The sequence below is a fragment of the Streptomyces sp. NPDC002742 genome, from assembly GCF_042888885.1.
GTDB lineage: Bacteria > Actinomycetota > Actinomycetes > Streptomycetales > Streptomycetaceae > Streptomyces.
The window spans coordinates 94,197-118,004 of record NZ_JBIAQF010000012.1 but is presented as its reverse complement, the minus strand read 5'-3'; the positions used below and the strand labels follow the sequence as shown (position 1 = coordinate 118,004).

The 23,808-nt window shown below is 71.1% G+C and carries 17 protein-coding genes and 1 pseudogene; 9 read left to right on the top strand and 9 right to left on the bottom strand.

Annotation, left to right across the window (positions count from 1 at the left end; genetic code table 11):
* Nucleotides 1–7 precede the first annotated feature (7 nt).
* The gene (locus ACFYW8_RS22775; RefSeq protein ID WP_389078823.1) at nt 8–1,399 is read right to left on the bottom strand and encodes a carboxyl transferase domain-containing protein; all 1,392 of its coding nucleotides are present in this window, start codon (nt 1,397–1,399) and stop codon (nt 8–10) included.
* Nucleotides 1,392–2,930 carry an acyl-CoA synthetase gene (locus ACFYW8_RS22770; protein ID WP_389078818.1) on the bottom strand — a complete coding sequence of 513 codons (1,539 nt, stop codon included), beginning with the start codon at nt 2,928–2,930 and terminating at the stop codon, nt 1,392–1,394. Before ACFYW8_RS22770 ends, ACFYW8_RS22775 begins: the two co-directional genes overlap by 8 nt.
* Nucleotides 2,931–3,348: 418 nt before the next feature.
* Here ACFYW8_RS22770 and ACFYW8_RS22765 point away from each other — a divergent pair, with 418 nt between their 5' ends.
* Nucleotides 3,349–4,005, top strand: a complete 657-nt coding sequence (locus ACFYW8_RS22765) for a toxin-antitoxin system, toxin component (protein ID WP_389078814.1) — start codon at nt 3,349–3,351, stop codon at nt 4,003–4,005.
* A gap of 241 nt (nt 4,006–4,246) precedes the next feature.
* The gene (locus ACFYW8_RS22760; RefSeq protein ID WP_389078809.1) at nt 4,247–5,122 is read left to right on the top strand and encodes a RimK family alpha-L-glutamate ligase; all 876 of its coding nucleotides are present in this window, start codon (nt 4,247–4,249) and stop codon (nt 5,120–5,122) included.
* A gap of 88 nt (nt 5,123–5,210) precedes the next feature.
* Here the strand turns inward: ACFYW8_RS22760 and ACFYW8_RS22755 are convergent.
* Nucleotides 5,211–5,795 (bottom strand): annotated as a pseudogene (locus tag ACFYW8_RS22755) (hypothetical protein); the annotation flags it as partial.
* A 428-nt stretch (nt 5,796–6,223) separates the two neighbouring features.
* On the opposite strand from ACFYW8_RS22755, the gene ACFYW8_RS22750 reads away from it, so the two are divergent.
* The 7 genes from ACFYW8_RS22750 to ACFYW8_RS22720 all read left to right on the top strand — a co-directional run bounded on the left by ACFYW8_RS22750 (nt 6,224) and on the right by ACFYW8_RS22720 (nt 13,466).
* Nucleotides 6,224–6,997 carry an IclR family transcriptional regulator gene (locus tag ACFYW8_RS22750; RefSeq protein ID WP_389078806.1) on the top strand — a complete coding sequence of 258 codons (774 nt, stop codon included), beginning with the start codon at nt 6,224–6,226 and terminating at the stop codon, nt 6,995–6,997.
* On the top strand, nt 6,994–7,917 hold the full coding sequence (locus ACFYW8_RS22745; RefSeq protein WP_389078803.1) for an SMP-30/gluconolactonase/LRE family protein: 924 nt from the start codon (nt 6,994–6,996) through the stop codon (nt 7,915–7,917). Before ACFYW8_RS22750 ends, ACFYW8_RS22745 begins: the two co-directional genes overlap by 4 nt.
* Nucleotides 7,918–8,179: 262 nt before the next feature.
* Nucleotides 8,180–9,538 (top strand): extracellular solute-binding protein, encoded by a 1,359-nt coding sequence (locus tag ACFYW8_RS22740; RefSeq protein ID WP_389078800.1) that lies wholly within the window; start codon nt 8,180–8,182, stop codon nt 9,536–9,538.
* Entirely contained in the window at nt 9,535–10,476 is a 942-nt protein-coding gene (locus ACFYW8_RS22735; protein ID WP_389078794.1) for a carbohydrate ABC transporter permease, read from the top strand. The genes ACFYW8_RS22740 and ACFYW8_RS22735 overlap by 4 nt, the downstream gene beginning before the upstream one ends.
* Nucleotides 10,473–11,351: a carbohydrate ABC transporter permease gene (locus ACFYW8_RS22730; protein WP_389078789.1), complete on the top strand. Its 879-nt coding sequence runs from the start codon at nt 10,473–10,475 to the stop codon at nt 11,349–11,351. Before ACFYW8_RS22735 ends, ACFYW8_RS22730 begins: the two co-directional genes overlap by 4 nt.
* An 18-nt stretch (nt 11,352–11,369) precedes the next feature.
* Nucleotides 11,370–11,810 carry a hypothetical protein gene (locus ACFYW8_RS22725; protein WP_389078785.1) on the top strand — a complete coding sequence of 147 codons (441 nt, stop codon included), beginning with the start codon at nt 11,370–11,372 and terminating at the stop codon, nt 11,808–11,810.
* A 153-nt stretch (nt 11,811–11,963) separates the two neighbouring features.
* On the top strand, nt 11,964–13,466 hold the full coding sequence (locus tag ACFYW8_RS22720; RefSeq protein ID WP_389078780.1) for an alpha-N-arabinofuranosidase: 1,503 nt from the start codon (nt 11,964–11,966) through the stop codon (nt 13,464–13,466).
* Here the strand turns inward: ACFYW8_RS22720 and ACFYW8_RS22715 are convergent.
* The 6 genes from ACFYW8_RS22715 to mmsA form a co-directional block, all read right to left on the bottom strand.
* Nucleotides 13,463–16,456, bottom strand: coding sequence for a beta-galactosidase (locus tag ACFYW8_RS22715; RefSeq protein ID WP_389078775.1), 2,994 nt, complete (start codon nt 16,454–16,456; stop codon nt 13,463–13,465). The two genes, ACFYW8_RS22720 and ACFYW8_RS22715, sit on opposite strands and share 4 nt — an antisense overlap.
* Before the next feature lie 248 nt (nt 16,457–16,704).
* Nucleotides 16,705–17,490: an intradiol ring-cleavage dioxygenase gene (locus ACFYW8_RS22710; protein WP_389078770.1), complete on the bottom strand. Its 786-nt coding sequence runs from the start codon at nt 17,488–17,490 to the stop codon at nt 16,705–16,707.
* 400 nt (nt 17,491–17,890) lie between these two features.
* A complete protein-coding gene (locus ACFYW8_RS22705) occupies nt 17,891–19,612 on the bottom strand; it encodes an aminotransferase class I/II-fold pyridoxal phosphate-dependent enzyme (RefSeq protein WP_389078766.1) in 1,722 nt (573 codons plus the stop codon).
* A 199-nt stretch (nt 19,613–19,811) separates the two neighbouring features.
* Nucleotides 19,812–20,957, bottom strand: a complete 1,146-nt coding sequence (locus tag ACFYW8_RS22700; RefSeq protein WP_389078762.1) for an aldose epimerase family protein — start codon at nt 20,955–20,957, stop codon at nt 19,812–19,814.
* 51 nt (nt 20,958–21,008) lie between these two features.
* The gene (gene mmsB, locus ACFYW8_RS22695; protein WP_365871020.1) at nt 21,009–22,250 is read right to left on the bottom strand and encodes a multiple monosaccharide ABC transporter permease; all 1,242 of its coding nucleotides are present in this window, start codon (nt 22,248–22,250) and stop codon (nt 21,009–21,011) included.
* Nucleotides 22,247–23,797 carry a multiple monosaccharide ABC transporter ATP-binding protein gene (mmsA, locus tag ACFYW8_RS22690; protein WP_389078753.1) on the bottom strand — a complete coding sequence of 517 codons (1,551 nt, stop codon included), beginning with the start codon at nt 23,795–23,797 and terminating at the stop codon, nt 22,247–22,249. Before mmsA ends, mmsB begins: the two co-directional genes overlap by 4 nt.
* Nucleotides 23,798–23,808 lie beyond the last annotated feature (11 nt).

Here is a 23,808-nt window from a genome sequence, read left to right as displayed (position 1 = left end):
CGTCCGTTCACGTTCCGGGGCGGCGGTGCGTGATGCCCCGGATCACTCCCAGGTCCAGCAGGTCCTGCGGACGGAGCCGGAGCTGGGCGGCGGTCGTCCGGACCTCGTCGGCGGGCCGCTTGAGGATCGCGGCCGCCGACTCGGGTGCGATGACGGAGAAGTAACTGTCCGGCGTGGCCCAGGTGTTGCCGGGAGCTGCCAGTGCCAGCGCACCGCCCGAGCCGCCCTCGCCGATCACCAGCGTGGTGACCGGCACACGGGCGGTGGCGATCGCCGCGAACAGGTCCGCGATCGCCGCGCCGGCCCCTTGCCGCTCGGCGTCCGCGTCGTTCGCGGCGCCCGGGGTGTCCACCAGCGTCAGGACCGGGATGCCGAGCCGTCCCGCCAGCCGGACCAGCCGGGCGGCGGTGCGGTATCCGGCGGGACGGGTCGGGGTCCCGCGCTGGGCGGCGTACGCGATGGTCCGCCCGTCGCGCGCGTGGCCGAAGCCGCACACCACGCCCTCGTCGGCGCCCCCGCAACGGTCGCCGCCGATCGCCACCCGGCGGCTGAAGTACGCGTCCAAGTAGGCGTCCGCGCGCGGACGTTCGGGAGAGCGGGCGCGCTTCACCGCGTCCCAGCCGGTCGTCGGCAGGTCGGTCGCTGCGCCCAGCGCGGACGGGACGGGCGCCGCCCCGGCGGCGGGCCGGGTGAGCAGGTCCAGCCACAGGGCGAGCGTCTCCCGCAGCCCGTCCCGCGGTACGAGGGCGTCGACGGACCCCGCCGCCACCTGCGCCTCGGCCGTGTAGGCGGCCGGGTCCGCGTCGGGCGGGCGGACCCGGGAGCCCGCGAAGGCGACCTGGGCGCCGGGCAGCGCCAGGGTCACATCGGCGCCCGCGCCGAGCGTGGCCCAGCCGCCGCCCGTCGTCGGGTCCCGCAGGACGGCGATCTGGGCGAGCCCCGCCTCCCGGGTGAGTGCCGACTGCCGGGCCACCCGCTGGAGTTGGGTGAGGGCGAGCATGCCCTCCTGCATCCGGCTGCCGCCCGTGGCGACGAGCGAGACGACGGGCAGCCGGTGGGTGCGGGCGTAGTCGTAGGCCGCCTCCAGCCGGTCCCCGGTGCGTTCGCCGAGGGAACCGCCGAGAAAGCCGAACTCGAAGGCGACGAGGACGGCGGTGACCGGACCGAGCGGAGCCCTGCCGTCGGTCGTCGTGCCGAAGCTCGCCGTCCCGAAGGTCGCGGTGCCGCAGACGACGGACTCCTCCTCGCCGGTGCGGGCCGCGGCGCGCGCCCGCGCATCGTCGTACCCCTTCCAGGCGAGCGGACCATCGGGCGGGAACTCCCCGCCGGGGGAGGGGAGTTCGGCGAAGCTGTCGGTGACCAGGGCGATGGCCTCGCGGGCCGAGATCCGTTCAGTCACGCGGCAGCGCCCGCTTCAGGATCTTGCCCATGTCGTTGCGGGGCAGCTCGTCCAGGAAACGCACCCGGCGGGGCCGTTTGTGCGGGGCGAGACGGCGGGCCACGTGGTCGGCCAACTCGTCGGCGGACGGCGGCGCCTGGGGATCGACCGGGACGATCCAGGCCACCACCCGCTCACCGAGGTCCGCGTCCGGCTCCCCGGCCGCGGCGGCCTCGCGCACCCCGGGGTGTTCGAGGAGCGCGTTCTCGATCTCGCCCGCGCCGATCTTGTAACCGCCGCTCTTGATCAGGTCGGTGGCCTTGCGGCCGACGATCCGTACCGAGCCGTCGGGATCGAGGACGGCCATGTCACCGGTACGGAACCAGCCGTCCGCGGTGTACGCGGCGGCGGTGGCGTCGGGCCGGTTCAGGTACTCGGTGAAGAGATTGGGCCCGCGCACCTGGATCTCGCCGACGCTCTCGCCGTCGTAGGCGCCGGTCGGGGTGCCGTCGGCCTCGTACCCGGCGATCGTCGTCCCGTCCTCCTCGACGAGCCGCAGGCCGACACCGGGCAGCGGCACGCCGACGGTGCCCGGCCGGACCTCCCCGTCCGCCCGCACGCTCGTGTTCATCAGGGTCTCCGTCATGCCGTACCGCTCGACGACCCCGCGTCCGGTCGCGGCCGTGATCCGCTCGTGGTCGTGCAGGGGCAGCGCGGCCGAGCCCGAGACGAGCAGCCGCGCCCGGCCCAGCGCCTCGGCGAGCCCGGGGTCCCCGTCGAGCGCCTCGGCGAGCCGGTGGTACATCGTCGGCACCCCGAACAGCATCGTCGCCCCGGCGTTCAGCTCCCGCGCCACGCCCTCCGCGCTGAACCGCCCCAGGTGCCGTACGGACCCGCCGCGCCGCAGCGGGCCCAGGATGCCGATGATCAGCCCGTGCACATGGAACAGGGGCAGACCGTGCACCAGCACGTCGTCGCCGGTCCACTGCCAGGCGTCGGCCAGCGCGTCCAGGGTGGCGGCGACGGCCCGGCGCGGGATGACGGCCCCCTTGGGCGGCCCGGTGGTGCCGGAGGTGTAGACGACCAGGGCGGGGGCGCCGGGGTCGCGGACCGCCGCCTCGACGGTCACCACCACCTCGGTCCCCGCCTCCGTCTCCTCCCCTGCCTCCTCCCCTGCCTCGGCCGCTGTTTTCGTCGTCGCCTCGACGTCGATACGTTCCAGCGCACCGAGCGCGGTCGGCAGCAGGTCCCCCGGGGCCGCGAGCACCAGGGACGGTGTGCTGTCGCCCAGGATGTGGCCGAGTTCCGCCGCTCCGGACTTCGGGTTCAACGGCACGGCGGGCACCCCGGCGAGCAGGGCCGCGACGACACCGACGGCCGTCTCCAGGGTCGGCGTCGCCCAGACGGCGACCCTCCCGGCACCGTCGAGCCGTGCGGCCAGCGCTCCCGCCGAGGCCGCCAGTTCCGCGTACGTCAGGGACCGATCGCCGAAGCGCAGCGCGGACCGGTCCGCGACCGAACCGCCCGCCAGGGCCGGGAAGAGGGAGAACACGGGGACTCCTTGCCGAGAGGACTTCACCGGGAGGGACAGGCTCTTCCTACACGATGGGACCGCTGAACCGAGTGGCCGGCCGCCTGCCCGCGCCAAGGACGTGGAGGCTGAGCGCAGGCGTCGTAAGGATCGTTCCGAAACCGGGAACGATCGTTCGGGAACCGTGGCGTGGACGGACCCGGACACGTAGTGTCGGCCTCGCGTCACAACTTGATGAGTCAACTGCCGGGAGACCTTTGGTGAGTGAGTCCCCGCCGCTCCTTCCCGAGACACTCGAACGCCTCGGCGGGCGGATCGTCGGGCCGGGGCCGGACGGATCCGTCACCCTCGCCCCGTGCGGCAGGCGGTCCACCCCGCGCGGGCGGGGGGCCCTTGTCGGCGTGCTCGACGGTCCCCCGGACGGCGAGGGGGCGGAGCGATGACGGCGAAGCCGGGCGGGGCCGTCGGAGGCTTCCTGACGGCGCTGCGCCCGCGCGGCACCCGGTCCGAGATGCGGGCGCTGGCGGTGGAGCTCGGCCGGGTGCTCCGGAGAGGGATCGATACACCGGTCGACATACGGGAGTTGGCGCGTGCCCTCTGTGAGGAGATGAGCCGACGGCGGGGCGGCCGTCCCGTCCAGCTCCGTTTCGAGCGCTTCCCCGACGAGATCGAAGTCACGGGCCTGTGGATGGAGTTCAACGACTTCGACCTCGTCGTCGTCGAGGAGCGCGCCGATACGGTGCAGCAACTCGTCATTCTCGGACACGAGTTGTGGCACATGAAGGAAGGGCACCGCGACCACCACGTGGACGGCGTGACGGCCGTCGCGCGGGCGGCCCTCTCGGACCGTTCCGCCTCGCGCGGCCCCGGGGCGCCGGGGCCGTTCCGGCAGGAGGTGGCCCGCGCCGTCGCCGCCCGCAACGGATCACGCCAGGCGGACGAGGCACAGGCCGAGGCCTTCGGCCTGCACCTGGCGAGTGTCTTCCGCTCGTGGGTGACAGGCCCCGGCGACAGCGCCCCCGTCGACCCGGTCAGCCGCGCCATCGAGAGCTCCCTCGGCCACCGCCGACCGTTCGTGGGGACTGAGCGGGAGTGAGTCGTGTCGCCGTAACTCGTGCTCAGCCGCACGTCCCGAACGGTGCTGGGCGTGCTGGTTCGCCCGTGGGTCTGTCACCGGTGCACGGCCCTGCCCCTCGGTGAAGGCCGCCACTGGCTCGGCCCGGTGGCGCGGGTGCTTGTTAACCTGCGGCGGGGTTGTTCCCGGGGGCGCCGGTGGGGTGCGTCCGCGGTCGTGCGACGGTGTCGTACGCCGTGCCGTACGAGGATGGAGTACTTTCGTGGCCCGTATCGCGCTCGTCACGTACGACCCGGGCGAGGAGCCCGGCGCGGACCGGGATCTGTCCGTGCTGAGGGGAGCCCTGGAGGATGCCGGGGCGGTGGCGGACATCGTGCACTGGGACGATCCCGGGGCCGACTGGGCGGGGTTCGACCTGGCGCTGATCCGCTCGACCTGGGACTACAGCTGGCGCGTGGCGGAGTTCGTGCAATGGGCCGAGCGGTGCGCGGGGCTCACGCGGCTCCTGAATCCGGCCCCGGTCGTGCGATGGAACACGGACAAGCGCTACATCGGGGACCTGGCGGACGCCGGGGTGCCCGTCGTGCCGACCCGCTACCTCGCGCCGGGGGACCCGGTCGAGCTGCCCGGCGATCACGATTTCGTCGTGAAGCCCACGGCCGGGGCGGGGGCGCGCTATGCCGCCCGGTACACGCCGAAGGAGCGGGAGACGGCACTCGGACAGCTCGCGCGGATGCACGCCGAAGGGCTGACCGCCATGGTCCAGCCCTATGTGACGAACATCGACACCCGGGGCGAGCGCGCGCTCCAGTTCTTCGGCGGACGGCTGCTGCACGCCAGTCGCAAGGGAGCCGTACTGGAGCCCGGGACGCCGTACGACGGGGCCAAGACACCCCACCCGCGGCTGGAGGTCTGGGAGCCGACCGAGGCCGAACAGGCCGTTGCCGAAAGGGCGCTGGCCGCTGTTCCGGGAGGCCCGGACAGCGTGCTCTACGCCCGTGTCGACCTCGTCGACGGCGACGACGGCGAGCCCCGGGTGATGGAGCTGGAACTCGTCGAGCCGAACCTCTTCCTGTGGCTGCACCCGGAGTCGCTGCCCGTCGTCGTGGGCGAGATCCTCAAGGCCGCCGCTCCTTGAGGGGCTCGTCGGCGGTCTTGTCGGTGACCGCGCCGCCGGTGCTGTCCCCGGACCGCTGAGCGGTTTTCCCGGGAGGCGTCGGTACGGGTCCCCTGACGCCCACTCGTTGCAGCAACCCCCAGGTGAACTCCGCCGCGCACGCGTGCGGCACGCCCGAGGCGTCGGGGGCCGTGAACGCCAGGCCCCAGCGGGTCGGAGCCGTGCCCTCCAGGGGCCGGGCGGGGGCGAAGGCGCGGGCCGCCTCGTCGACCGTGCAGCACCAGGGGGCCAGATCCTCCAGGGTCTCCAGTACCGGGGCGGGGGCGCCCGGGGCCCGTACCAGCCATTCGTTCCAGGCGACGCCGTTCGGGGCGAGCAGGACCTCGAAGCGCAGATCGGGCCACAGGGGCACCGGCCATTGCAGGGCCTCGCACGTCAGATCGCCGATCCGGCGCTCCTGCGCGGACTCGGGGGCGCCGAGGACCGAGCGGTAGCGGGACGCGGCGGACCGTGAGCGCGGGACGTGCAGCATCGCCTGCCAGCGCCGGTTGGCCTCGCGCATGTCGGCGATGGACACGCCCAGTTCGTGACGGGCGTCCTCGACCGGGCCCGGGTTGTGGTCGGCCATGCGGCGCAGCAGGACCAGCTGGAAGTCGAGCGGGGTGAAGGGGGTGGCGGGGCGTTTGGCCGGCATGGGTCCATGGTCGCTCGCCCGGCCCTCGCCGGGCCCTCGCCGGGCCCTCGCATGGCCCTCGCATGGAGGACGGGAGGAGGACGGGAGGAGGAGGCGAGCGGCAGCCGACCGGAGCCGGGCAGCGTTCCCCGGCCGCCGGCCTCGCCCTGCCGACCTCCTGCCGACCTCGCCCCGTCGGGCAGCCGCGCCGGGCGCCATGAACACGCCGTGGGGTTCGCCGTGGGGTCCGTCACGAGGAACCGACGTGGGTTCGCAGCGGGGCCGTCGCGGGGGGCGCCGTGGGGTTCGCCGTGGGGTCCGTCACGCGCACCTTCGAGCAGGGGGCACCCCCAAACCATTGCCCGCCCGAGGGCACTATGGCTAGCCTGGCCCCTGTTCGTCATCCCGATCGTCTGTTGAAATTTCGAACAAAAGAGAGGGGGCCGGTTGTGGGACGCCTCGTACCTGCCGTGACCCGAGCTCTGGACATACTGGAGCTCTTTCTCGACGGGGACGGGACTCTCTCCGCCCCCGACATCGTGCGCAGGCTCCAGCTGCCCCGCACGACCGTGCACGAGCTGGTGACCACCCTCGCCGCCCGTTCGTACATCGTGCAGGTGCCCGGTCAGCCGGGACGCTACCGGCTCGGGGTGCGCCCGTACCAGCTCGGCAGCCGTTACGCCGAGCAGCTCGACCTCGCGGCCGAGGGCCAGCAGGTCGCCCGCTCCGTCGCCGAGACCTGCGACGAGACCGTGCACGTGGCGATCCTCGAAGGCACCGACGTCATCTACATCGCGAAGGTCGACTCCACGCACGCCGTCCGCATGGTCTCGGCGGCGGGCCGCCGCCTTCCCGCGCACTGCACCTCCGTCGGGAAGATGCTGCTCGCCTCCCTCTCCGAGCCGGAGCTGACCTCGCGCGTCCCCGACGACGCCGACCTCGTCGCGATGACGCCCAACAGCATCACCGAGCCGGGCGCGCTGCGCGAGGCCCTCGCCGAGATCCGCAGTCGTGGGATCGCCGTCGAGAGCCGTGAGTCCAACCCGGACGTGAGCTGTGTGGCGGCACCGGTGCGCGACCGAGCCGGACAGGTCGTCGCCGCGCTCTCGATCTCCGTACCGATGATCCGGTGGAGCGACGAGCGCCGCGTCGAGCTGGAGCAGCTCGCGGCGAAGGGCGCCGCGGAACTGTCCGAGCGGCTCGGCCACCGGAACGTGCGATGACCGCCGTCGAGGTCGCGGTCCCCGCGCACGCGGCGCTGGGCGAGGGCCCGACCTGGGACACCCGGGCGGGCCGGCTCATCTGGGTCGACATCCTCGGCTCCCGGGTCCACACCTACGACCCCGCCTCCGGCCGCCGCACGGTGATGACGACCGAGCAGCACGTCGGCGCGGCCAAGCTCCGTGCGGGCGGCGGCCTGGTCGTCAACCTCCGCGACGGCGTGGGCCTGTACGGGCCGCCGACGGGGGCCGGCGGGGTCACCGCCGCCGGAGCCGAAAGCGCCACCGGAGCCGAAGGGACCGCCGGAGCCGCCGAGCCCGGCGGCGCGTTCCGGTGGCTGCACCGGGAGCCCGTGCCGGGCCGCCGCGCCAACGACGCGGCCGTCGCCCCCGACGGCTCGCTGTGGTGCGGCACCATGCGCTACGACGAGGCGCCGGGCGGGGGCACGCTGACGCGGATCGCCCCCGACGGCACGGTCCGTCCGATCCTCGACGACGTCGCCGTCAGCAACGGCACGGGCTGGAGCCCCGACGGCCGCCGTGTCTACTACGTCGACTCGCCGACCCGCCGCATCGACGTCTTCGACCTCGACGACGATCAACTCCCGGTCGACAGGCGCCCGTTCGCGACCGTGGAGGACGGATTCCCCGACGGTCTGACGGTGGATGCCGAGGGCGGCGTATGGGTGGCCCTCTGGGACGGCGGGGCGGTCCGCCGCTACACGCCGGAGGGCGCGCTGGACCGGGTCCTCGACCTGCCGGTCCGCCGCCCCACCGCCTGTGCGTTCGGCGGCGCCGACCTCACCGACCTTTACATCACCACCGCCCGTACGGGTCTCACGGCGCCGCACCCGATGTCCGGCTCCCTGCTCGTCGTCCCCGGCGTGGGCAAGGGCCTGCCGCAGCCGGCGTTCGCCGGCTAGCCGACACCGGCCGACATCGACACGGGCCGACACTGACACCGGCCGGCTTTGACACCGGCCGACACCGACACCGGTCGACACCGGCCAGTCCTGCCCCCAGTCCCACCGCGAGTCCCCGCCCAGGTGCCGGTCACCGGGCGGGGACTCGCGTTTTCGCGCCACCGTTTTTTTGCGCAAACCATTGACTAGTAAGCGCTTCCTATCTACGGTCCCGTTCGAAGTTGCGATCACCTGACGAAATTTCGAACAGTGGGAGCACGGTATGGGACGACCTGGCCTGAACCGCAGGCAACTCCTCTCCGCGGTGGGCGGGCTGACGGTCGCGGGCAGTCTCGGCTTCGCCGCGCTCGGCACCGGCGCGGACGCCCTCGCCTCCGGCGCGAGCACCCGGGTCCGTTACTGGAACCTTTTCACCGGAGGCGACGGCGCCAACATGGTCGCGATGGTGGACGCCTTCCGGAAGGAACATCCCGGCATCGCGGTCAAGGACTCCACGCTCACCTGGGGCGACCCGTACTACACGAAGCTCGCGATGGCCGCCGCGGGCAACCGCGCGCCGGACCTCGGCGTCATGCACCAGGGCCGCGTGCCCGGCTTCGCGCCCGGCCGTCTCCTGGACCCCTGGGACATGGACCTGCTCACCAAGTACGGCGTCCGGGAAGCCGACTTCAACCCCGTCCTCTGGAAACGCGGCATCGTCGACGGCAAGCTCTACGCCCTGCCCCTCGACATCCACGTCCAGCTCAGCTTCTACCGCAAGGACGTCTGCCGGAAGGCCGGCCTGCTCGACGCGGACGGGAGGCTGCCGACCGCGACCTCCACCGACGACTGGTTCGCCATCCTGAAGGAGGCCAAGAAGCAGCTGAAGGACGGGCAGCAGACCCTCGGCCTGCACGCCTTCGACCAGAACTTCTCCTGGTGGTTCTTCGTCGCCTTCTACCAGCAGCTCGGCGGCGGCTACTTCGACGACGAGCGCACCGACGTCACCTTCGACACCGACAAGGCCACCCAGGTCCTGGAGTTCCTCCACCAGCACGTCGCCGACGGGTACACGATCGTCGGCCAGACCGACGCCGAGGCCTTCCTCGCCGGATCACCGTTCGTGTGGGAGGGGAACTGGTCGGTGCCGTACTTCAGCGGCGAGAAGGTCGGCTACGGGGCCCAGCCGCTGCCCCCGGTCTTCGGTACCCCGGCCACCCACGCCGAGTCGCACTCCTTCGTCCTGCCGCACCAGGCCGACCGCGGCGGCCCCGCCGACGAGGGCGCTCACCTGCTGGCCGCCTACATGGTCAAGCACGCGACCGCCTGGGCGGGCGGCGGCCATGTCCCCGCCTATCTGCCGACCTTCCAGGACCCGGCCTATCTCAAGCTGACCCCGCAGAACGAGTACTCCCGCCCGGCCATGGAACACCCGGCCACCGAACCGCGCATCTGGTTCGCCGGCTCCACCGGCACCCTCGCCAAACGGATCGGCCCGGTCGTCGCCTCCTCCAACGTCGGCTCCGCGAAACCGGCCGCCGCCGCCCACCGGATGAAGTCCGTCCTGGAGGAACTGCTGGCCATGCGGAACCCGATGGACGGCCGCACCGCCGCCCAGGAGCTGAAGGGAACCGCGGCATGACCACCACCGTCGCCCCCGCCACCGGCCTGCGGCCCCGAACGGCCACCGCGACGGAGTCCGCCCGCGCGCGCTGGGGCCGCCGGTTCCAGCACGGCGGCTGGTTCGTCGCACCGTTCTTCGTGCTGTACGGGCTGTTCGTCGTCGTGCCCGTCGTACGCGGCCTCTACCTCAGCCTCACCGACGCCAACATCTCCGGCGACCACACCCGCTTCATCGGCCTCGACAACTACCGCGAGGCGTTCCAGGACCACCTGGTGTGGAACTCCCTGTGGCACAGCGTCCAGTTCACCCTCTACGTCGTGCCCTGCATCGTCGTCGTGGCGCTGCTCATGGCTCTGATCGCCCACCACATCACCCACCTCAAATGGCTGTGGCGGCTGTGCTTCTTCGCACCGTTCCTGCTCCCGTCGGCCGTGGTCGGCAACCTGTGGTGGTGGCTGTTCCAGCCCACCAACGGCATGGTCAACCACGTCCTGGGCATCGACACGCCCTGGCTCACCCAGAAGTCCACCGCCATGATCGCGGTCGTCATCGCGACCCTGTGGTGGACGGTCGGCTTCTCCTTCCTGCTCTACCTGGCCGCGCTCCAGAACATCCCGCACCACCTCTACGAGGCGGCCGAACTCGACGGCGCCAACGCCTTCCAGCGGATGCTGCACATCACCGTGCCGAACCTGCGCAACATCACCGGCCTGGTGCTCGCCCTCCAGGTCCTCGCCTCGCTCCAGGTCTTCGACCAGGCAGTCGTCATGTACCAGTTCGGCCCGGGGCCCGAGGAATCGACCCGCACCTTCGTCCAGTACACGCTCGAACAGGGCTTCACCAGCTACCGCGTGGGCTACGCCTCCGCGATCTCCTTCATCCTGTTCCTCATCATCGCGGCCGTCGCCCTCGGGCGTATGTGGCTGCTGCGGCTCCGCGAGGAGGACGCCCGATGACCACCGCCGACCCGACCACCGCCGACCCGACTCCCGTACCGCGCAAGGCCCGCAGCACCTGGACGCCGGGACAGGTCGCGCTGACGGCGGTCGCCGCCGCGCTGTCCCTCGTGTGGATGGCTCCGCTCGGCTGGGCACTGTCCACCTCGCTGAAGACGCCCACCGAGTCGGTGATCTCCCCGCACTGGATCCCGGAGCACCTCACGGTGGCGTCCTGGAAGAGCGTCATCGAGGCCGGCAACATCCCCAACTGGTTCGTGAACTCCCTGGTGGTGTCGGTCTGCGTCACCTCCGTCGTGCTGCTCGTGGCGGCCCTCGCCGGATACGGCTTCGCCCGCACCGAGTTCCGCGGCAAACCGGCCCTGATGGCCCTGACGATGGCGGGCCTGATGTTCTCCCCGGCCGTCCTCGGCGTCCCCCTCTTCGCGACCGTGCAGTCGCTCGGCATGGTCGACACCTACTGGGGCATGATCCTGCCGCAGTGCGCCCCGGCGGCCATGGTCTACATCCTGTACAAGTTCTTCCAGTCGCTGCCCCGCGAGCTGGAGGAGGCCGCGTTCATCGACGGCGCGGGCCGCTGGCGGATCTTCTTCACCATCGTCCTCCCGCTCTCCAAGCCGTCCCTGTCGGCGGTCGGGATCTTCACGTTCATCGCCTCGTGGAACAACTTCCTGTGGCCGTACATGGTGACCAACAACCCGGACCTGATGACCATGCCGAACGGCATCGCCACCGTGCAGAACTCCTTCGGCATCATCTGGCCGCAGCTCATGGCGGGCGGTCTGATCGCGGGCCTCCCGCTGATCGTCGTGTTCGTCTTCTTCCAGAGCCAGATCGTGCGGGGCGTGGCCCACACCGGTCTGGCCGGCCAGTGACCGGACGAGGAGCCCCAGTTGACCGCACACCGACTCGCCGCCCTGCTCGCCGCGGCCGTCGTCGCCCTGCTGCCGACCACGGCGCAGGCCGACGTCGGCTACCCCGACCCGGAGCCCGTCACCGGACAGCAGATCATCCATGACCCGACCGTCATCCAGCTCAAGTCCGGTGGATACGTGGCCTATTCGACCGGCGGGGTGATCGGCGCCCGTCTCTCCCGGGACCGGGTCCAGTGGGACGACACGGACAGCACGGGCACCCCGATGCTCGAAGGCGGCGGCGACCTCCTGCTGGCCGGCCACGGCCGCTACATCGGTCCCGGTGGCGAGTCGGTCTTCCGGGACGGCGGCCAGGACTGGCTGGCCTACCACTACTACGACGCGGACGACAACGGCACACCCAAGCTGGGTCTGAACAGGCTGAGCTGGACGAAGGCCGGCTGGCCCGTCGTCGGGTAGGGCTGTGCGGGGCCGCGTCGGTACGCGGCTCCGCGGCGGGGCCGAGACCGGCGGCGACGGACCCGCACCCGCCCGCGAAACCCAAGCCACCCCCCGGCCACCCAAGCGACTCTCCACCTGTGCCGCCACTCAAGGCGCCCCCGAAAGGACCCCATGCGCACCGCCCGCTTCGCCCTCGACCCCGCCTTCACCATCGGTGAGGTCAACCCCCGTCTCTTCGGTTCCTTCGTCGAGCACCTCGGCCGCTGCGTCTACACCGGGATATTCGAACCCGGCCACCCCTCCGCGGACCCCGAGGGCCTGCGCACGGACGTGCTGGAGCTGGTCCGCGAGCTCGGTGTCACGGCCGTCCGCTATCCCGGCGGCAACTTCGTCTCCGGCTACAACTGGGAGGACTCGGTGGGCCCCGCCGAGGAGCGGCCCCGCCGCCTCGACCTCGCCTGGCGCTCCACCGAGTCCAACCGCTTCGGGCTCGGCGAGTACATCGGGTTCCTGAAGAAGATCGGCCCGCAGGCCGAGCCCATGATGGCCGTCAACCTCGGCACCCGGGGCGTCGCCGAGGCCCTGGAACTCCAGGAGTACGCCAACCACCCCTCGGGGACGGCCCGTTCCGACCTGCGGATCGCGCACGGCGACAAGGACCCGTTCGGCATCCGGCTCTGGTGCCTCGGCAACGAGATGGACGGCCCCTGGCAGACCGGCCACAAGACCGCCGAGGAATACGGCCGGATCGCCGCCGAGACCGCCCGCGCCATGCGGCAGATCGAGCCGGACCTCGAACTCGTCGCGTGCGGCTCCTCCGGACAGGGGATGGCGACGTTCGCCGCGTGGGAGGCGACCGTCCTCGCCGAGACCTACGACCTCGTCGACCACATCTCCCTGCACGCCTACTACGAGGAGACCGACGGCGACCGCGACTCCTTCCTCGCCTCCGCCGTCGACACGGAGTCGTTCATCGAGAACGTGGTGGCGACCTGCGACCACGTGGGCGCCCGTCTGAAGTCGAAGAAGAGGATCAGCCTCTCCTTCGACGAGTGGAACGTCTGGTACCAGAACCGGCCCAACCCGCACCCGGTCGAGGACTGGCAGGAGGCCCCGCGCCTGCTGGAGGACGTCTACTCCGTCACGGACGCGGTCGTGTTCGGTTCGTTGCTCATCGCGCTGCTGCGGCACGCGGACCGGGTGACCGTCGCCTGCCTCGCCCAGCTCGTCAACGTCATCGCGCCGATCATGACCGAACCGGGCGGTCCGGCCTGGCGGCAGACGACCTTCTACCCGTTCGCGCAGGCCTCGGCGCACGGGCGCGGGCAGGTCCTCGACGTCCGGGTGGACTCGCCGACGTACCCGACCCGCAAGTACGGCGAGGCGGACCTGCTGCACGCCACCGCGGTGCGCGCCGAGGACGCTTCGGTCACCGTGTTCGCCGTCAACCGCAGCCAGACCGACCCTTTGCCGCTCGAAGTCGCCCTGAACCGACTGGGTTTGACGACGGTCGTCGAGCACAGCGCGCTCGCCGACGCCGACCCGGACGCCACCAACACCCTGCACGACCAGGAGCGGGTCACCCCGCACCCGGTCGAGGGGACCACGCTCCGAGGCGGCACGCTGAACGCCGTCCTGGAGCCGCTGTCCTGGAACGTGATCCGGCTGGTCTAGGACCTGTCCTGGGCGGCGCCGGGGCCGGGGGAGTGCACCGGGGTCACCGGTACTCCTCCGGCCGCGCTGCCCAGCAGCGTCAGTTCCACCCGGCCGGGGCCGGCGGGTGTGGTCCCGTCGGACAGCACCGCGAGGGCCAGTGTGTTGCGCCCCCGTGTGCGCAGCACCCCGTTGGGAAGGACGAACGTGTGCTGGGGCCCTACGTCGTTGATGTACTGGCCCATGTTCCAGCCGTTCAGGAAGATCTGGACGCGATAGGCGCGGGCCGGATCGTCGGTGAGGGTGAGCCCGATCGACGCGTCCACCCCGGTGTCCACCGCGAGCCGGAATTCGGTGCGGTACCAGGTGACACCCTGCCGCCGTTCGGCGCGCGGGAAGCCGACGGTCTTCCAGCCCCCGTCCGCGAACCCCGGCAGATGCCAGCCGTGCCGTTCCCCGTGCAGACCTCCGGTGTTCAGCGGTCCGCGCACCGGGTCGGGGGCCGCCGTGCCCTGGACGCGCCAGCGGATCGCGGGAGCGGCACCGGCGAAGGCGACGGCCGTCAGACCCCGGGCCGCCTTGTGCGTGTCGTTCGCCTTCCCGTCCTCGTCGTGCTGCATCCGCCGGACCAGGACGGACAGCACATGGGAGTGCCCGTCCCGCGGCAGGACGGGAAAGGTGGCGGTGGCCGCCCAGGTCCCCTGCCGGACGGTCTTCTTGTCCGGTACCGGCATCCGGTGGGTGCCCAGCGGCTCACCGTCCAGCCAGGCCATCAACAGCCCCTGTGCGCCCGCGACATAGGAGAGGGACACGGACTCCGCGTCGCCCGCGTCCGCGAAGTGCCCGCGGTACCAGACGTCGCCGTAGTGGAAGCCGTAGTCGTCGGCGAACAGCACGGGCTGCCCGGCGGGGACGGGGGTGACGCTGTACGAGGACGTCCTGTCGGCGACGGGCCATGCCGAGTCCTCGTAGTCGGCTGCCGACTCGGGATTCCCCTCCGCCCGGCGCCAGTCGGTCAGGGCGGGCAGCCGCACCTGGTCCACACCGGCCAGCGGCCGCTCGGCCCGCAGGCTCCCGGAGGCGGTGGCGCGGGACTTCAACGTGTCGTGATTCCAGGCGAGTTCGCTCATTCCGCGCGGCCCCCACACCTCCAGGTCCGCCGCGTCCACCGTGTCGCCGGTGAGCTGGACGGTCGTGCCGCGCAGGGCGGCCGTGCGCAGCAGCGCCGGGCCGCGCACCAGTACCGGACCCGACGGGGTGTCGTACCGCCACAGCAGGCGGGAGCTCTCGTCGTCGGCGAACAGCAGCAGGAGGGGGGCGGCGATGCCGCCGCCCTCCACCCGGACCCGGGTGATGCCGTCCAGCACGGTGTCGATCCGCAGGGCCCCGTCCCCGTAGCCGTGCCGGGCGTCCCCGTCCAGCACGGTGACCGTCGGCTCGCTCGCCGACTCCAGACAGGTGCGCGTCGACTCGCCCGCCCGGCCCGTGAACACCGCGATGTCCTGCCGCCCCGCGTTCAGCCACAGCATCGGCTGAGCGGTCGAGTAGCTCAGCCTCCTTCGTCCCAGGGCGATACCGGCGGTGAGCAGTCGGGCGTCGAGGCCGGGCACCGGCACGGCGACCGTCGTCCCCGCGAGCGCGACGGAGGCGACGGCCTCGGTGGACGTGTCGTTGCGCAGCACATGGAAGTGCGCCTTCGTGTCCGGATTGACGAGGTGGTACGCCTTGATGCCGGGGCCGGCCCCCATGCCGTCGCCGGGGACCGGTTCGGCTGGGTCCAGCTTCGCCAGGTCGGGCACCGAGTGCAGCAGTTGGCCGATCTGGTGCATCGGCAGGAGCTTCTCGGTCGGCTGCCGCGCTTCGTCGAGGGCGGCCCCGTAGTCGTACGACGTGTAGACGATCGGCGCGGGCAGCCAGCCCCAGGACGTGCCGCCGAAGGTCATGTAGACGTTGTGGACCGTGATGCCGTTGGCGAGGTTGGTGAGGTAGAAACGCCGTTCGTAGGCCGCGTCCCGGGTGCGGCGCGACTGCGCGTATCCCAGGCCGTCGAACTCCGCCCCGCCCCACGGATCGAACCAGCCGCCCCCGAACTCGGGGATGAACCCAGGGGTGTCGGGACTCGCGGTCGAGCCGCCCTTCATGCCGCCGGGGCCGAAGTGCCCCCAGTCCGGAGGTGTCCTGAAGGGGGAGGGGTAGCCGTCGAAGCCGTAGAGGTAACGCCCCTGCTCGCCGCCCGTGTCGAAGGTGCCGGGGGCCCAATGACCGTTCCTGCCCTTGTCGTTGTGGAAGAGCGGCACGTCGATGCCGTCGGCCCGCACCTTGGCGTACAGGTGCGCCATGTAGTCGCGGCCCGCGGGCTCGGTCACATGGTCGTCGTACTCGTTCTCCAGCTGGTAGAGGACGATCGTGCCGCCGCCGTCGGTGTAGAGGTGGCGGGCGGCGATGCGGTCGACGGCGGTCAGCCACTCGTCGGCGTGCTTCAGATAGGCCGGGTCGGAGGTGCGGGCCACCCCCGGGGCGGCGGTGAGCCAGCCGGGGAAGCCGCCCGCGTCGACCTCGGCGTTGATGTACGGGCCGGGGCGCAGGATGACGTACAGCCCGGTCTCGGCGGCGGTCCGCAGGAACAGGTCGAGGTCGCGGACCCCGGTGAAGTCGTACTGTCCGGGTGCGGGGGAGTGGTAGTTCCACGCGACGTAGATGCTGATCGCGTTGTACCCGTGGGCGCGCAGCTTCTGCAGGACGTCCCGCCACAGCGACGGGCTCGGCAGCCGGAACGGGTGGACCTCTCCCGACCAGATCACCAGGCGCCTGCCGTCGATCAGCATCGAATAGCGGTCGAAGCCGACCGTGTGCGCCCTGCCGTCGGCGGCGGGCGGTGCGGGCGCGGGCCCGGTGGGTGCGAGAGGCGTCCTTCCCGCCGCGCGCGCCTCGTCGCCGCCGCCGGAGTTCAGCGAGAGACCGAGCGCGGCGGTGCCGGCGAGTGCGCTGAAGGTACGTCTGCTCAACACCATGCGGGTTCTCCCGGGGACGGCGAAGGGGGTTCCCCCCGCTCGGTCCGAGCCCGAGAACCCGGGGGAAGGTGCGGCCATTGTCCACAGGAGCCGGTCATTTGATGGTCATATGACCATCTCGGCGCGGGGGATTACGCGGTATGGGCGCTGCAGGGCGCTGCAGGGGGCGGCAGGGCGCGGTCGGCGCGGCCGGGGACGGCCCGCACGGTCGCGGGCCGCCCCCGGCCTCCGTGGGGGGAAGGAGCGGGTCAGCTCGTCTCGACGCCGAGCGTCAGGGTGCCGGTGTAGCCGGCGGAGGTGGTGCTGCCGAGGGCCGTCAGGGTCAGGAGGCCGGAGGAGGCGCCTCCGTCGTCGTAGATGGAGTCCTGGGCGAGCGTGGTGCGGGTGACCGTGTTGGTGGAGTACGGGGACACCTTGGCCATCGCCGCGGTGATCGTCTCGCTGCAGAAGAGCTGGCCGGTGTGGAGTTCCCTGCCGCCGGTGAAGGAGCCGTCGGAGGTGAGGGTGACGCCGGTGTGCACCTTGACGTGGATGTGCACGCAGCGGCCCCGGTACCAGCCGGGGTAGATCGTGGTGATGTTCGCGACGCCGGACGCGTTCGTCAGGACGCCGCCGCGCAGGAACGTGCCGTCGTCCGGTTCGCTGTGGCCGTTGTTGCCGACGAAGCCGGAGTACTCGCCGAGCGCGTCGCAGTGCCAGATCTCGACGAGGGCGTTGCTGATCGGTACGCAGGTGTCGTCGTCGACGACGGTGAGCACCAGCTTGAGCGGGGCGCCCGCCTTGCCTTCGGTGACGTTGGCGCGGACGAGCTGTCCGTCGAGGTAGTAGGGGCCTTCGGTCATCTCCTTGGTCAGGGTGCAGACGGCCGCCGCGGCGGCGGGGACGGCGTCCGCCGCGTCGGTGGCGGGGGTGGGGGCGGCGGGTGCCGCCGCGCCCACGGCCAGCGCCGCGGCCGTGGCGCCCGTGGCGATCAGTACGGTTCGGCGCCCGAGCGGGGTCGCCTCTGACATGTCTTTCGAGGGGGAATCTGTCATGAACACGGCACCGTAGGGGTGGATGCTGTCGGTCACCTGTCAGTTCCGCAAAGTGACAGCCCGTCAAGTTCCTTGTTGGACACCTTGCGGGTCCCGGCTCGCTCGGCGTGCCGCGCCCGCGGCCGACGGGGGAGACCCGCCCGGCGCGGGGCCGCGCCGTCTCCGGCCGCAGGGGTGCGACGGGAGGCGGTTACGGGTGAGGGCGAAGGCGTCGGTGCCCCGGTTCGCCGGGCACCGCGCCGTGGTGTCCGGCGCCGGAGTCCGCGGCGCCGGACACGGGGATCCTCCGGCGCCGGGAGGGCGTACTCCTGCCCTGCCCGCGTCGTCGGTGACGGGCGGTTCCCGTCGGCCGGCCCCTGGCCGGCCGCGCGGAGGTCCGCCCGGAGATGTGAGTGGCCTGTCAGCCGGCCTGGTTGTACAGCATCGCGCCCACGGCTCCCCAGCCGCCGTCCGACTGGGGTGGCGGTGGTTCCGGCTGCGTCCTGCCCCGGACCTGGGCCGCCGTCAGGCCGCCCTGCGCGCCCGCGGAGTTCGTCATGCCGGGCATACCCGTCTGGGCGGCCGGCTGGAGACCCGGCGACTGGGGCGGCCCGGTCATCGCCGCGGGCGGCATCTGGGCCGGCATCGCACCCGGGCCCTGGGCCGCGGCCGGCCAGTTGGTGGGCTGCGGAGCGGGGTAGCCGGGCGCCCCCATGGGCTGCTGCTGGGCGGGATAGCCCGGGGCCGCCACGGGCTGCTGCTGGGCGGGGTAGGGCGAAGCCGCGGCGGGCTGCTGGGCGGGGTAGGGCGAAGCCGCGGCGGGTCGCGCCGGCGGACCGGGCGGCAGGCTGGGCTGCGGGGCGGCCGCCGCCACCGGCTGGGGCTGGGCGGGCTGGCCGGGCCAGGCGTTCGCCTGCGCGGCCAGCCCCTGCATGCCCGCTCCGTTGGTCGCGCCGACGAGACGGTCCACCATGGCCGTACCCGAGCTGTACCCGGTCCCATTGCTGAGCTCGGGTACGGGGGCTTCCTTCCTGGACCCGTAGAGCACCTGTTCCAGGCCGGCCACCAGGCGGCGCACGTCCGTCTGCGGACGTACCACGAGTCTCAGGAAGCGGCTGGACGAACCGACCTTGTTGCCGCACTCGCGGACCAGGATGCGGTGCTCGGTGAGCAGTCGGTCCCGGACCACGGTGCCCTCGGCGCCGACGGGAAGGCGTACGAACAGGAAGTTGCCCTGCGAGGGGTAGATCGTCAGACCGGGCAGCGCGGAGAGCTGGCGGGCCATGTCCAGCCGGTCGCGGCGGACCATGTGCAGGCTCTCCATGTACTCCTTGCCGTGGTTCTTGAGCATGAACACCACGGTCTCCGCGAAGGAGTTGAGGTTCCACTTCGGCAGCATCGAGCGGACCTTGCCCGCCAGGGAGGGGTTGGCGACCATGTAGCCGAAGCGGATGCCGTGCAGGCCGAAGTTCTTGCCGAGGCTGCGCAGCACGATGACGTTGGGTCTCATCACCGCGTCCTCGACCACGCTGGGCTCCGACTCGGCGTCGGCGAACTCCAGGAACGACTCGTCGATGACGACCAGGTCCAGATCGGCCATCGCGTCCATGAACTGGATGACCGACTGGCGCGGCAGGAAGCCGCCGTCGGGGTTGTTCGGGTTGCAGATGACGGCGACCTTGGTGCCGCGCGCGCGGATGAACTTGGCGTACGCGGCGAGGTCGAGCGCGAAGCCGGTGGACTCCTGGAGCGGGAACATGTCCACCCGCTTGCCGGTCTCCATCGGCTGGTCGGTCCAGCGGCCGAACGTGGGGACGGGTATCGCGAGGGACTCACGGACCAGCAAGTGATCGATCCATGTGATGAGTTCGGTCGAACCGTTACCCATCGCGACGCATTGCGGCGGGAGTTGGAGCAGCGAGCACAGTTCGCTGGTGATCGTGTCGGCGCTGCTCGGGTAGTAGGTGATGATCTCGCGCAGCCGGCCCGCGAGTTCGTCGAACATCGCGGGCGTGGGGAAGTACGGGTTGCAGGGAATACAGAAGTCCACCGGGCCGGCTCCGTCGCCCTCCCGCGTCAGTGCGGCCATCGACGGACTGTGCGCCGCGGTGCCGCGAAAGAGCGAGGTGACATTGCCGGCCATGGAACCTCCGTATAGGGCGAGCCCGCTGGGGAGGACGGGCCCTCCGTCTTTGGGTGGCCCGCGCGGGGGAGCACGGGCCGCCCTCTCATACGGAAACGGAAGTGGCGCTGTTCAATCGCTGCGCAATCGTGCGGATTTTGTGAACCGGCTGTGAGGTCCGGTCACGAACCCGGCACATACGGCTGTGAGGAAGGTCCGTTCAGGCGCCGAACGAGTGCACCGTGGAGGTCCGGTAGGTCTGCCCCGGCCGCAGCACCGTCGACGGGAACGACGGGTGGTTGGGGGAGTCCGGGAAGTGCTGGGTCTCCAGGCACAGGGCGTCGCCCTGGCGGTAGATGTGACCGCCGGTGCCGACCAGCGTGCCGTCCAGGAAGTTGCCCGAGTAGAACTGCAGGCCGGGCTCGGTCGTCGCGATGCTCAGGGTGCGGCCGGAGGAGGGGTCGCGGAGCGTGGCGACGTGCGCGGGCTTCGCCGTGACGCCCTTGTCGAGAACCCAGTTGTGGTCGATGCCCTTGCCGTACAGGAGCTGCTGGTGGGCCACCCTGATGTCCCTGCCGACGGTCTTCGTCCGGCGGAAGTCGAAGGGGGTGCCCGCGACCCCGGCCAGTTCACCGGTGGGGATCAGGCCCGAGTCGACGGGAGTGAAACGGGCGGCCGCGATCTCCAGCTCGTGGTCGTAGATCGAGCCGCTGCCCTCGCCGGCCAGGTTCCAGTACACATGGCTGGTGAGGTTGACGACGGTGGCCTTGTCGGTGGTGGCCTCGTAGTCGATGCGCCAGTCGCCGTGCCTGGTCAGGGTGTAGGTGACCTTCGCCCTGAGCGTGCCGGGATAGCCCATCTCGCCGTCGACGCTCGTGTAGTGCAGGACGAGCCCGACGTCGGAGCCCGAGGTGAAGCCCTCCACGTCCCACAGGCGCTTGTCGAAGCCCTTGGCGCCGCCGTGCAGGCTGTTGACGCCGTCGTTGACGGAGAGCTGGTGGCTCTTGCCGTCCAGGGTGAACTGCCCCTTGCCGATGCGGTTGCCGTACCGGCCGATCAGCGCGCCGAAGTACGGGCTGCTCGCGACGTAGTCGTCGATGTCGTCGAAGCCCAGCGCGACGTTCCTGTACCTGCCGTGCCGGTCGGGGATCTCCAGGGACTGGACGATTCCGCCGTACGACAGGACCTTGAGCCGCGTCCCGCCGTTCTCCAGCGACCACCGGTGGACCTTCGTCCCGTCGGCGAGCTTGCCGAAGAGCTCCCTCACGGGCTTCCTGCCGCCCGAGGCGTGCGCGGTGCCGATGGTGGCCGCGGTTAATCCCGCCGCCGCCGCTCCTGCGATGACCGTGCGTCTGCTCATGTCCATTGCGGCTCCTGCAAATGGAGGGGCCCCGCCTTCCGGCGGGGCCCAGCTGAGTTACGAACCGGACTTGCGCTTGTTCCACACGTCGAACCCGACCGCCGCCAGCAGGGCCAGGCCCTTGATGACCTGTTGCCAGTCGGTGCCGACACTGAGGAGGTTCATTCCGTTGTTCAGCACGCCGAGGACCAGGCCGCCGATGATCGCGCCGAGGACGGTACCCACACCGCCGCTCATGGACGCGCCACCGATGAACGACGAGGCGATCGCTTCCAGCTCGAAGCTCAGGCCGGCCTTCGGGGAGGCCGCGTTCAGGCGGGCGGCTACCACCAGACCCGCCAGGGCCGCGAGCATGCCCATGTTCAGGAAGACATAGAAGGTGACCTTCTTGTCCTTGACGCCGGACAGCTGCGCCGCCGGGAGGTTGCCGCCGATCGCGTAGATGTGGCGGCCGAAGACGGCGTTGCGCATCATGTAGCCGTAGCCGACGACCAGCGCGCCGAGGATCAGCAGCACGATCGGCGCGCCCTTGTAGCTGGCGAGCATCATCGTGACGATGAGGACCGCGGCGACCAGCGCGACCAGCTTGAGCACGAACAGCTTGGCCGGCAGCACGTCCAGCGAGAACTCCTGCTGGCGCTTGCGGTCACGGATCTCCTGCAGGACCACGAAGACGATCACCGCCAGGCCCAGCAGCAGCGTGATGTTGTGGTAGTTGGTGGTCGGGCCGACCTCCGGCAGGAAGCCGTTGCCCATCTTCTGCAGGCCGCCCGGGAACGGGCCGAGGGTCTGCCCCTTGAGCAGGATCTCCGTCAGACCGCGGAAGATCAGCATCCCGGCGAGGGTGACGATGAAGGACGGTATGCCGAGATAGGCGATCAGGAATCCCTGGACCGAGCCCGCCACGGCGCCCACCGCCAGGCTCAGCACCAGGGCGACGGGCCACGACATGCCGTGCTGCACCGTCAGTACGGCCGCGAACGCGCCGACGAACGCCGTCAGCGAACCGACCGACAGGTCGATGTGGCCCGCGATGATCACCAGCATCATGCCGATCGCGAGGATCAGGATGTAGCTGTTCTGCAGGACCAGGTTGGAGATGTTGTGCGGCAGCAGCGTGCTTCCGCCGGTCCAGACGGCGAAGAGGGCGACGATCAGGCCGAGGGCGATCAGCATGCCGTACTGGCGCATGTTGCGGCGCATGCCGTCGAACATCAGCCGCACCAGGTTCTCCCCGGTCTCGCCGCCGCCCTTGCCCGGCGGTGCCTCGGCCGGGGTCTTGGTCACATCGGTGCTCATCGCGTTACCTCTTTGTCCTTCGTCATCTGACGCATCAGCACTTCCTGCGTGGCCTCGGCCCGCGAGAACTCACCCGTCAGCCGCCCCGCTGCCATGGTGTAGATGCGGTCGCACATGCCGAGCAGTTCGGGCAGCTCGGAGGAGATGAAGATGATTGCCTTGCCCTCGGCGGCCAGCTTGTCGATGACCGTGTAGATCTCGAACTTGGCCCCCACGTCGATGCCGCGGGTCGGTTCGTCCAGGATCAGCACGTCCGGACCCGCGAAGATCCACTTGCTGAGGACGACCTTCTGCTGGTTGCCGCCGGAGAGCTTGCCGACCCGCTCGAAGACGGTCGGCGCCTTGATGTTCATCGACTTGCGGTAGCGCTCGGCGACCTGGCGCTCCTCGTGCTCGTCGACCAGACCCCGGTTGGAGACCTTCTTCAGGGCGGTCAGCGAGATGTTGCGGTTGATGGTGTCGATGAGGTTCAGGCCGTAGTGCTTACGGTCCTCGGTGACGTAGGCGATGCCGTGGCCGACCGCCGCCGCGACGGACTTGGTGCGGATCTCCTTGCCGTCCTTGAGGACCGTGCCGCCCATGTACCGGCCGTACGAGCGTCCGAAGACGCTCATCGCGAGCTCGGTGCGGCCGGCTCCCATGAGGCCCGCGATACCGACGATCTCCCCGCGCCGCGCGTGGAGCGACACGTCGTCGACCACCTTGCGCTGCTGGTCGATCGGATGGTGCACGGTCCAGTCGCGGATCTCCAGCGCCGGGGCCGCGCCCTCCTCCGGTTGGTGCGGGGTGCGCTCGGGGAAGCGGTGGTCGAGGTCCCGGCCGACCATTCCGCTGATGATCCGGTCCTCGGTCGTCTCCGGCGCCTTCACGTCGAGGGTCTCGATGGACTGGCCGTCACGAAGGATCGTCACCGAGTCGGCGACCTTGCGGATCTCGTTCAGCTTGTGGGAGATGACGATCGAGGTGATGCCCTGCTTCTTCAACTCCAGTATGAGATCCAGGAGTTTGTCGCTGTCCTCGTCGTTGAGCGCCGCGGTCGGCTCGTCGAGGATGAGCAGCTTCACCTTCTTCGAGAGCGCCTTCGCGATCTCCACGAGCTGCTGCTTGCCCACGCCGATGTCGGCGACGCGGGTCTCCGGGTGATCGGTCAGACCGACCCGGCGCAGCAGCTGCGTGGCGTGCCGCAGCGTCTCGTTCCAGTTGATGAACCCGCCCCTGGCGTGTTCGTTGCCGAGGAAGATGTTCTCCGCGAGGGAGAGGTACGGCGACAGCGCCAGTTCCTGGTGGATGATGACGATGCCGTGCTGCTCGCTCGCCCGGATGTCCCCGAAGCGGCAGACGTCACCCTCGAAGAGGATCTCGCCCTCGTAACTCCCGTGCGGGTGGACGCCGGAGAGGACCTTCATCAAGGTCGACTTGCCGGCGCCGTTCTCCCCGCAGATGGCGTGGACCTCGCCCTGGCGGACGGTCAGCGTGACGTCCGACAGCGCTTTGACGCCGGGAAAGGTCTTGACGATCGAGCGCATTTCCAGGACGGGTCCCGCCATGGTCGTGCCTT

Excerpts from the sequence above, each read along its gene's own strand:
- ACFYW8_RS22765 (WP_389078814.1), top strand. The coding sequence starts at position 3,349 with ATGACGGCGAAGCCGGGCGGGGCCGTCGGAGGCTTCCTGACGGCGCTG.
- ACFYW8_RS22705 (WP_389078766.1), bottom strand. The coding sequence starts at position 19,612 with ATGGCCGGCAATGTCACCTCGCTCTTTCGCGGCACCGCGGCGCACAGT.
- ACFYW8_RS22735 (WP_389078794.1), top strand. The coding sequence starts at position 9,535 with ATGACCACCACCGTCGCCCCCGCCACCGGCCTGCGGCCCCGAACGGCC.
- mmsB (WP_365871020.1), bottom strand. The coding sequence starts at position 22,250 with ATGAGCACCGATGTGACCAAGACCCCGGCCGAGGCACCGCCGGGCAAG.
- mmsA (WP_389078753.1), bottom strand. The coding sequence starts at position 23,797 with ATGGCGGGACCCGTCCTGGAAATGCGCTCGATCGTCAAGACCTTTCCC.
- ACFYW8_RS22700 (WP_389078762.1), bottom strand. The coding sequence starts at position 20,957 with ATGGACATGAGCAGACGCACGGTCATCGCAGGAGCGGCGGCGGCGGGA.
- ACFYW8_RS22740 (WP_389078800.1), top strand. The coding sequence starts at position 8,180 with ATGGGACGACCTGGCCTGAACCGCAGGCAACTCCTCTCCGCGGTGGGC.
- ACFYW8_RS22745 (WP_389078803.1), top strand. The coding sequence starts at position 6,994 with ATGACCGCCGTCGAGGTCGCGGTCCCCGCGCACGCGGCGCTGGGCGAG.
- ACFYW8_RS22720 (WP_389078780.1), top strand. The coding sequence starts at position 11,964 with ATGCGCACCGCCCGCTTCGCCCTCGACCCCGCCTTCACCATCGGTGAG.
- ACFYW8_RS22715 (WP_389078775.1), bottom strand. The coding sequence starts at position 16,456 with ATGGTGTTGAGCAGACGTACCTTCAGCGCACTCGCCGGCACCGCCGCG.
- ACFYW8_RS22730 (WP_389078789.1), top strand. The coding sequence starts at position 10,473 with ATGACCACCGCCGACCCGACCACCGCCGACCCGACTCCCGTACCGCGC.
- ACFYW8_RS22710 (WP_389078770.1), bottom strand. The coding sequence starts at position 17,490 with ATGACAGATTCCCCCTCGAAAGACATGTCAGAGGCGACCCCGCTCGGG.